Source organism: Spirillospora sp. NPDC049652 (assembly GCF_040675125.1).
In the GTDB taxonomy this organism is placed as follows: Bacteria; Actinomycetota; Actinomycetes; order Streptosporangiales; family Streptosporangiaceae; genus Spirillospora.
The window spans coordinates 1-8,747 of sequence record NZ_JBFAOF010000245.1; the positions used below are offsets into that span (position 1 = coordinate 1).

The following is an 8,747-nucleotide window of genomic DNA, read 5'->3' on the forward strand; positions in this document are numbered from 1 at the left end:
CTCGCGCAGGCGAGCACGGCCGCGCTGCCCGGCCCGGACCTGCCCGAGTGGGTCGCCCCGCTCGGCCTCATCGTGCCCGGGCAGATCATGGTCGAGAACCTGGCCCGGCGGCTCGGGATCGACCCCGACGTCCCGCGCGGGCTGAACAAGGTCACCCAGACCGACTGACCCGCGCCGGCGGGGACCGGGGCCGGCCCGCACCGGCCGGCCCCGGACCCGCCGGACACCGCCAGGCTCCGCGCCCCCGGCCTCCGGGCCGGGCGCGGCCGAAACCGACAGAACGAGAGGAACCCCGCAATGGCCAAGGCCGAGGACATCATCGCGGCGCTCGGCGGCGCCGACAACATCATCGAGATCGAGCCCTGCGCGACCCGGCTCCGCACCGAGGTCAAGGACGCGGGGGCCGTCAACGAGGCGGGCCTGAAGGCCGCCGGCGCGTTCGGCGTCATGCGGTCCGGTTCCGTCGTCCAGGTGGTCGTGGGCCCCGAGGCCGACACGATCGCCACCGACATCGAGGACATCCTCGACTGATCCCCCTAGGAGGACCGATGACGCGCGTACTGTCCCCGGTCAGCGGGCGGGTCGTCGGGCTCGCGGGCGTGCCGGATCCGGTGTTCGCCCAGGCCATGGTCGGCCCGGGCACCGCCGTCGACCCGGCCCGCGAGCCCGGCCAGGCCATCGCCCCGGTCACCGGGAAGATCGTCAAGATGCACCCGCACGCCTACGTGGTGGTGGACGACGAGGGGCACGGGGTGCTGGTGCACCTCGGCATCGACACCGTCCAGCTCAAGGGCGAGGGGTTCGAGCTGCTGGCCGCCGAGGGCGACCGGGTGACGGCGGGCCAGCCGCTGGTCGCCTGGGACCCGGGCGCGGTGGAGGCGGGCGGACGCTCGCCGATCTGCGCCGTGGTCGCGCTCGACGCGCCCGTCGAGGCGCTGTCGGACGTCGTGGAGTCCGGCACCGTGCGGCAGGGCGCAGAGCTGTACGTATGGAGCTGACCCGGCTGCCGCTCGGCGCCGCCGTCTTCGACCTCGACGGCACGCTGATCGACACCGAGCCGCGCAGCCGCCTGATGTGGGCGCGGCTGTTCGACGCCCACGGCGCGCCCCACGACGAGGCCGTCCTGGCCTCCTTCGCGGGACGCCGCGGGCGCGAGGCGCTCGTCGACCACCTGCACCTGTTCCCCGGCCGCACGGTCGAGGAGCTGTTCCACGAGGTGCTGGGCCACTACGACGACCCGGACCTGCCGGTCCCCGAACCCGTCCCGGGCGCGGTCGAGCTCGTCCGGGCGCTGCACGCGCTGGACGTCCCGATCGCGGTCGTGACGTCGGGGCTGCGCGGGTACGCGCACGGCCTGCTGGCCGAGCTGGGCGTCGACGGCCTGCTGGACATGGTCGTCACCGCCGACGACGTCGTCGTCGGCAAACCCCACCCCGAGGGCTTCCTCGCCGCCGCGCGCGGCCTGGGGGTCCCGCCCGCGGAGGCCGTGGCCTTCGAGGACGCGCCCGCCGGCGTGGCCGCCGCGCGGGACGCGGGTATGACCGTCGTGGGGATCACCACGACGCAGCCGTCCACCGCACTGCGCGCCGCGCGGCACGTGGTGGCCGACCTGCGGCAAGTGACCGTGACTCCCGGACCCGAACTGCGGATCCGGGACACCGAGGAGAAGAACCAGTGAGCGAGCGCAACGTCAAGATCGAGTCGAGGGTGGGGCTGCACGCGCGCCCGGCCGCGCTGTTCGTGCAGACCGCGGCCAAGGCGCCGGGCGACGTCACCGTGGCGAAGGCCGGCGGCACGCCGGTGAACGCCAAGAGCATCCTGGCCGTCCTCGGCCTGGACGCCAGGCACGGCGAGGAGATCGTGATCGCCGCCGACTTCGACGGCGCCGACGACCTCCTGTCCCAGCTGGAGGCGCTGCTGTCCACGCCCGAGCCCGAGAATGCCTGAGCCGGGGGACGCCGTCAGGACCGGTCAGCCCCTCCCCGCCGAGGCGCCGCACAGCTCCGCCGGGCCGGCGGCCTCGGCCGCGGGCTCCGCTGAGCTGTACGGGGCCGGGGTGAGTCCGGGCGTCGGGTTCGGCCCGGTGCGCGGGATCGCCGGGGCCGTCCCCGAGCCGGCCGCGGACGCCGCGCCCGCCGGGGACGCCGAGGCCGAGACCGCCGAGGCCCTCGCGGCCCTCGCCGCCGTCGCCGACGACCTGGAGGCGCGCGGGGAGACCGCCGCCCGGGTCGGCAACAAGGACGGCCAGGACGTCCTGAACGCCCAGGCGCTGATGGCCCGCGACCCCGGCCTCGCCGACGGCGTCAAGGCCAAGGCGGCCGAGGGCCGCACGGCGGCCCGCGCGGTGTTCGAGTCGTTCGGCGTGTACCGCGAGATGCTCGCGGGCGCGGGGGAGTACCTCGCCGCCCGGGTCACCGACCTCGACGACATCCGGGACCGCACCGTCGCCCGGCTGCTCGGCCTCCCGATGCCCGGCGTGCCCGACTCCGACGAGCCGTTCGTGCTGGTCGCGCGCGATCTCGCGCCCGCCGACACGGCCGTGCTCGACCCGGCCAAGGTCGTCGCGTTCGTCACCGAGGAGGGCGGCCCGACCAGCCACACCGCGATCCTCGCCCGCACCATGGGCGTCCCCGCGGTCGTGGCGCTGCCCGGCGCGACCGGTCTCGCCGACGGCACGCCCGTCCTGGTGGACGGCGCGGCCGGGACGGTCCTCATCGACCCGCCGGCCGCGACCGTGACCGCCGCGCGCGACGCCGCCGCCGCACGGGCCGCCGTGCTCGCCGGGTCGTCCGGCCCGGGACGCACCAAGGACGGCCACGCGGTGCCGCTGCTGGCGAACATCGGCGGCCCGAAGGACGTCCCGGCGGCGGTCGAGAACGGCGCGGAGGGCGTCGGGCTCTACCGCACCGAGTTCCTGTTCCTGGACCGTGCCACCCCGCCGTCCGACGAGGAGCAGGAGCTCGCGTACCGCGAGGTGCTGGCGGCGTTCCCGGACGGACGCGTCGTCGTGCGCGCCCTGGACGCCGGGGCCGACAAGCCGCTGGCGTTCCTGCCGCCTCCCGGCGACGAGCCCAACCCGGCGCTCGGTGAACGCGGCCTGCGGATGCTGCGCCGCCACCCGGCCGTGCTGTCGACCCAGCTGTCCGCGCTGGCCCGCGCCGCGTCCGGGCAGACCGCGAAACTGCAGGTCATGGCCCCGATGGTGACCGACGCCGAGGAGGCGGCCCTGTTCGCCGCCGCCTGCCGCGAGGCCGGGATCGAGCACCCGGGCGTCATGGTCGAGGTCCCTGCGGCCGCGCTGCGCGCCCGCGACCTGGCGCCCGAGGTGGAGTTCTTCAGCCTCGGCACCAACGACCTCACCCAGTACGCGTGCGCCGCCGACCGGCAGATCGGCGGACTGGCCCACCTCCAGGACGCGTGGCAGCCCGCCGTCCTGGACCTGGTCGCGTCCGCCGCGTCCGCCGGGATCCCCTGCGGCGTCTGCGGCGAGGCGGCGGGCGATCCGGCGCTGGCCTGTGTCCTGGTCGGGCTGGGTGTCACGTCGCTGTCGATGAGCGCGCCGTCGCTGCCGTTCGTCCGTGCGGCGCTGGCCCACCACACGCTGGACGAATGCCGCACGGCGGCGGCCGCCGCCCGCGCCTCCCGGTCCGCCGCCGAGGCCAAGCGCGCCGCCCGCGACGTCCTTCCGGCGCTGACGGACCTCGGTCTCTGACCCCTGGGTCCAAGGGGGTCTCTGACCTCTTGGTCGCGAAGGCGGGGCCGAGCTGCGCATCGCAGCTCGGCCCCGCCTTTTCGCGCCTGTCAGTAGGTGACGCCTGTGCCGATGGGCTTTCCGGCGACGGGGACGGGCAGCTTGGCGGTGGGCTTGACCTGGCCGGACAGGATGCGCGCGAGTGCCTTGATCGCGGGCGAGGTGGACGAGTAGGTCGCGACCAGGGCCTTCGCGCGGGTGGCCCGGTCCAGGTCGTAGGGCGAGCCGAGCGCGGCGACGACAGTCGGCTTGGACGCCAGCGCGCGGGCGCTCGCGGCGGTGCCGGCCGCGCCCTTGTTCAGGGTCGTGAGCAGCGCGACGTCCGCCTGGCCGAGCGAGCCCGCCGTCTTCACCCCCGCCGCGCGGAGCGCCGCGACGACCTGAGAGCTCTTCGCGCCGGTCACGTACACCTTGCGCCCCTTCAGTGGCAGTACCTTCCCGTCGTTGCGGACGACGGTCACGCCGTGCTCGGAGACGCTGCGCGCGAGGGCGTGGTGCTGCGGCGTGTCCACCAGGCCGGCGGCCTTGGCCGGATCGACGTGGGTGCCGCGGAACAACCCGCGGCGCTCCTTCAGCCGAAGGATCCGCGTCACCGCGTCGTCCAGCCGGGCGCGCGGGATCTTGCCGGACTTCGCCGCGGCCAGCACCGCCCGGTATGCGACCGGCAGGCTCGGCGGCATCAGCAGCTGGTCGGCCCCCGCGTTGACCGCGCGGACCGGGACCACCCGGTCGCTGTACTTCTGCCGGACGCCGTCCATCTGCAGCGAGTCGGTGATGATCACGCCCTGGAAGCCGAGCTTGCCGCGCAGCAGCCCGGTCAGGACGTTCCTGGAGAGCGTCGCCGGGTCGCCGCTGCCGTCCAGCTTGGGGACGACGATGTGCGCGGACATCACCGCGTCCGCGCCCGCCGTCCGGAACGGCGGCGCGTCCAGGCGCTCCCAGGTGGCCCTGCTGTGGGTGATCACCGGGAGTCCGGTGTGGCTGTCGGTGCCGGTGTCGCCGTGCCCGGGGAAGTGCTTGGCGGTGGCGGCGACCCCCGCCTGCTGGTATCCGGCGACGGCCGCGTGGGTCATCCGCGCGACCAGGCCCGGGTCGGCGCCGAACGAGCGGATGCCGATCACGGGGTTCGCCGGGTTGACGTTGACGTCGGCGTCCGGCGCGTAGTTCTGGTTGACGCCCACCGCGCGCAGCTCCGCCCCGGTCGCCGCCGCGGCGGCCTGTGCGTCGGCGGTCCGGCCGGACGCGCCGAGCGTCATGTTCCCGGGGAACCGGGTCACGAACGGCGTGCGCGACACGATGCCCTGCTCCTCGTCCACGCCGATCGTCAGCGGGATCTTGGACGCCTTCTGCAGCGCGTTGGACAGCTCGGCGGTGGACCGGGGCGTCCGCAGATTCCCGGGGAAGTAGATGACGCCGCCGACGTGGTAGTCGCGGATCATCGCCCTGCCCTGCGCGGCGCTGCCCACCGTGGGGACGAACAGCTGCCCGACCTTCTGCTCGGTGCTCAGCTTCGCGACGTAGCCGGGGATCCAGTCGGCCTTCGCCGCCGGCGAGGACGTCGGAGAGGCCGTCAGCCCTTGCCGTCCGGCCCGCTTGCCGCTCCCGTCCCCGCACCCGGCCAGCGAAGCGGCCGTCACCGCCGCCATCACGACCCCGACCGCCCGCCGGCCCCGCCACGTCCGCATGAGCCCCGGCCGCGCGTGTGACACCCGCGCGGCGGGAGGACGGGGCGTGTTCTCGGGCGGGAAGGAGGGACGTTCAGCCTGCACGATGCTCCCGAGGGGCGTGACCGGGTCGTTATCTGACCCGGGCGACGGTAGTCGGCGGGTGGCACCCTGTCCAAACCACCCCAGGGCGCGCCGCTCGATGCCTCAGGGCGCAGGGGAGCGCCACCGGTGCCGCCCCGAGGGTGAGTGAGTACTCGCTCGTGGTTAGTGAGTGTTCACTCACCGCTGGCCGCGAAAATGGCACGTTCCAGTACGGAACGGGGCGTCGGCGCGGGACGAACCGCGTTATTCCGGTGGCGGGAAGCCCAGCCGGCGCATCGCGAGGGACGCGGCCCCGACGGCGCCGTCGCCCGCGCGGCGCGGGTCGGCGTCGAAGCGGGCCCGCAGTCCGGCGCGGACGGCGTCGGCCACCGGGCCGTCCCGCAGCACCGAGCCGTGCATGACGACCGGGGCGGACGGGTCGGTCAGCGCGGCGCGGACGGCGTCCACGTCGCGCAGCAGCCACTCGGCCGCCTCCTCGGTGATCCGGCGCGCCACCGCGTCCCCCGCGGCGGCCGCGGCGGCGACCACCGGGCCCAGCCTGCCGAGGGCCGCGGGCGGGCGGCCGTAGACCTCCTTGATGATGGCCTGCGCGAGGGCGGGGTTCTGGGGGAGGCGCGGCGCCGGTTCACGGGCCAGCGTCGTGGTGCCGCCCGGGCCGGGCGAGGTCCCGGTGACCGCGCCGGCGAAGGCCAGGGCGGGCGCGGGGGCCGCGGCGGGGCGGTGGTGGGTGCGATGGTGGCGGGGGGTGACGGAGCCCAGTTGTGCGAGCACGGCCTGGCCGAGCAGCGCGCGCGGCACCGACTCGGTGAGCAGGGTGGGGCGGCTGCGGCCGTCCAGCGCGGCGAGCGCGGCGCGCACCGCCTCGCGGCCGAGCCACACCGCCGACCCCTCGTCCCCGACGAGCCAGCCGTAGCCGTCCGCGCGGCGCACGATCGTGCCGTCGCTGATCACCGCGGCGCCCGCGCCGGTGCCGGAGAACACCACGATGCCCTTGGGGGCGGTGGTCCCGGCCGCGAACGCCACGGCGATGTCGGTCACGACCGCGGGAGAACCGCGCAGGCCGCAGGTGTGCCAGGCGCGCCGGGCGGCGGAGACCGCCGCCGGCCGTCCGGCCGAGCCCGCGCCGGCGATCCCGAAGACGCCGGTGAGGACGAGTGAGCGGTCCACGTCGCCGAGGGCCTCACTCAGGGCCGTGGTGAGGGCACCCGCGGTGTCGCCTCCGGAATTGGGGTTCGCGCCGGGACCGGTTCCGGTCCCGGCGAGCGCCCCGGTGAGAGTCAGCACTACACAGCGGGTCTTCGTGCCACCCGCGTCTATGCCGATCACGTAAGGACCGGCCAAATGGGTCAACACATGGCGACCGTAGCCGTTTCCACCGTTGACGTGACATCGCGAAGGTAAGAAAATTCCTTACATGAGGAAACCCACCGGCACAGAGCCGGGGAGTAGTGGGGGTGGGGCGACCCAGGAGACAGCACGGGACGAGGCGGCGTCACAGACGCCGCTGAGCACCGTGGTGCGGGTGCGGTCGCTGCTGCCCTCGCTTCCACCGGCGGAGCGCAGAGTCGCGCAACGCGTCATCGACGACCCCGAGGGGGTCGCGAACTCGACCATCACCGAACTCGCCCAGAACTGCGGCACCTCTGAGACCACGGTCATCAGGTTCTGCCGGGCGATCGGGTTCCATGGTTATCCAGAGCTGCGATTGACCCTCGCGACGGAGGCGGGGAGGGCCCAGAGCGCCACCGGCGGGCGGGTCATCGGCAGCGACATCAGTCCGGACGACTCCCTCGAGCAGATCGTGGAGAAGGTCACCTTCGCCGACGCCCGCGCCGTCGAGGAGACGGCGGCCCAGCTCGACATCAAGATGCTCGAGCAGGTCGTCGACGTGATCGTGGCCGCCGACCGCGTGGACGTCTACGGGGTGGGCGCCAGCGCCTTCGTCGCCCTGGACTTCCAGCAGAAACTGCACCGCATCGGGAGGAACTGCTACGCCTGGTCCGACGCCCACATCATGCTCACCAGCGCCGCGCTGCTGGGCACGGGGGACGTCGCGGTCGGGATCTCGCACACGGGCGCGACGGTGGAGACCATCGACGCGCTGGAGGTCGCCAAGAGCAAGGGGGTCACCACGGTAGCCCTGACCAACTTCCCCAAATCGCCCATCGCCGACGTCGCCGACCTCATCCTGACGACGGCCGCGCGCGAGACCACGTTCCGATCGGGTGCGACGGCCAGCCGGCTGGCGCAGCTGACGGTGGTCGACTGCGTGTTCGTCGGGGTGGCGCAGCGCACCTTCGGCTCCACCCGAAAAGCCCTTGAAGCCACGTTCGAGGCGGTCCGCGGCCGGACCGTGCGACCCGACCGGAGGCGTCGGTGATCCAGCTTGACCTGCCCACCGAGGGCCGCAACCCGCGGACCCTCGACGTCGACACGCTTCCCACCCTGGAAGTGCTGCGCCGCATCAACGCCGAGGACGCCACCGTCCCCGCCGTCGTCGCGGCCGTCCTGCCCGAGCTCGCCGTCCTGGTCGACCTCGCCGTGGAGTCGCTGCGCAACGGCGGCCGGGTGCACTACTTCGGCGCGGGCACCTCGGGACGCCTGGCCGTGCTGGACGCGGCGGAGCTCCCGCCCACGTTCGGCATGTGGAACCGGGTCGTCGCCCACCACGCGGGCGGCCCCGGGGCGTTCACCCAGGCCGTCTCCGAGGTCGAGGACGACGTGGACCTCGGCGCGTCCGACGCCGCCGCGGTCGAGCCCGGCGACGTCGCGATCGGCGTCGCCGCGTCCGGACGCACCCCCTACGTGATCGGCGCCCTGCGCGCGGCCGCGGCCGCCGGGGCGCACACCGCGCTCATCTCCTGCAACCCCAACGCGCCGTACGGCGACGAGGTCGCCGTGCACATCCCGCTGGCCACCGGACCCGAGGTGATCAGCGGCTCGACGAGGATGAAGGCCGGCACCGCCACCAAGCTGGTGCTCAACTCGTTCTCCACCACGCTCATGATCAGGCTGGGCCGCACCTACTCCAACCTGATGGTCAGCGTGAACGCCCTCAACGCCAAGCTCCGCGCCCGTCTCGTCCGCATCCTCACCGAGGCGACCGGCATGGACTCCCGCTCCTGCGCCGCCGCGCTGGCCGAGGCCGGCGGCAACACCCGCGTGGCCCTGGTCAGCCTGCTCGGCGAGGTCCCCGCCGACCGGGGACGGTCGGTGGTGACCATCGG

At 74.6% G+C, this 8,747-nt stretch carries 9 protein-coding genes and 1 pseudogene; 8 read left to right on the plus strand and 2 right to left on the minus strand.

What is annotated here, in order from left to right; translation table 11 throughout:
* The 6 genes and pseudogenes from AB0J52_RS17705 to ptsP all read left to right on the plus strand — a co-directional run.
* Positions 1-168, plus strand: a pseudogene (locus AB0J52_RS17705) (SIS domain-containing protein); the annotation flags it as partial.
* A 129-nt stretch (positions 169-297) separates the two neighbouring features.
* Positions 298-531 (plus strand): PTS sugar transporter subunit IIB, encoded by a 234-nt coding sequence (locus AB0J52_RS17710; RefSeq protein WP_500182666.1) that lies wholly within the window; start codon positions 298-300, stop codon positions 529-531.
* A 17-nt stretch (positions 532-548) separates the two neighbouring features.
* Positions 549-998, plus strand: a complete 450-nt coding sequence (locus AB0J52_RS17715; protein ID WP_500182667.1) for a PTS sugar transporter subunit IIA — start codon at positions 549-551, stop codon at positions 996-998.
* Positions 989-1,678, plus strand: a complete 690-nt coding sequence (locus tag AB0J52_RS17720) for an HAD family hydrolase (protein WP_500182668.1) — start codon at positions 989-991, stop codon at positions 1,676-1,678. The genes AB0J52_RS17715 and AB0J52_RS17720 overlap by 10 nt, the downstream gene beginning before the upstream one ends.
* Positions 1,675-1,947, plus strand: coding sequence for an HPr family phosphocarrier protein (locus tag AB0J52_RS17725; protein ID WP_500182669.1), 273 nt, complete (start codon positions 1,675-1,677; stop codon positions 1,945-1,947). The genes AB0J52_RS17720 and AB0J52_RS17725 overlap by 4 nt, the downstream gene beginning before the upstream one ends.
* Positions 1,940-3,712, plus strand: coding sequence for a phosphoenolpyruvate--protein phosphotransferase (ptsP, locus tag AB0J52_RS17730; RefSeq protein WP_500182670.1), 1,773 nt, complete (start codon positions 1,940-1,942; stop codon positions 3,710-3,712). Before AB0J52_RS17725 ends, ptsP begins: the two co-directional genes overlap by 8 nt.
* Positions 3,713-3,801: 89 nt before the next feature.
* On the opposite strand, the gene AB0J52_RS17735 is transcribed toward ptsP, so the two are convergent.
* Together AB0J52_RS17735 and AB0J52_RS17740 are read right to left on the minus strand one after the other, a co-directional pair.
* Complete coding sequence (locus AB0J52_RS17735) at positions 3,802-5,397, minus strand: glycoside hydrolase family 3 protein (RefSeq protein WP_500182674.1); 1,596 nt, start codon at positions 5,395-5,397, stop codon at positions 3,802-3,804.
* Between the two features lie 366 nt (positions 5,398-5,763).
* Positions 5,764-6,804, minus strand: a complete 1,041-nt coding sequence (locus AB0J52_RS17740; protein WP_500182671.1) for an N-acetylglucosamine kinase — start codon at positions 6,802-6,804, stop codon at positions 5,764-5,766.
* A 130-nt stretch (positions 6,805-6,934) separates the two neighbouring features.
* Between AB0J52_RS17740 and AB0J52_RS17745 the strand changes: the two genes are divergently transcribed.
* Complete coding sequence (locus AB0J52_RS17745) at positions 6,935-7,900, plus strand: MurR/RpiR family transcriptional regulator (protein ID WP_500182672.1); 966 nt, start codon at positions 6,935-6,937, stop codon at positions 7,898-7,900.
* Positions 7,897-8,747: N-acetylmuramic acid 6-phosphate etherase (locus AB0J52_RS17750; protein WP_500182673.1), on the plus strand; the 851-nt coding region annotated here is incomplete at its 3' end. The genes AB0J52_RS17745 and AB0J52_RS17750, both read left to right, overlap by 4 nt.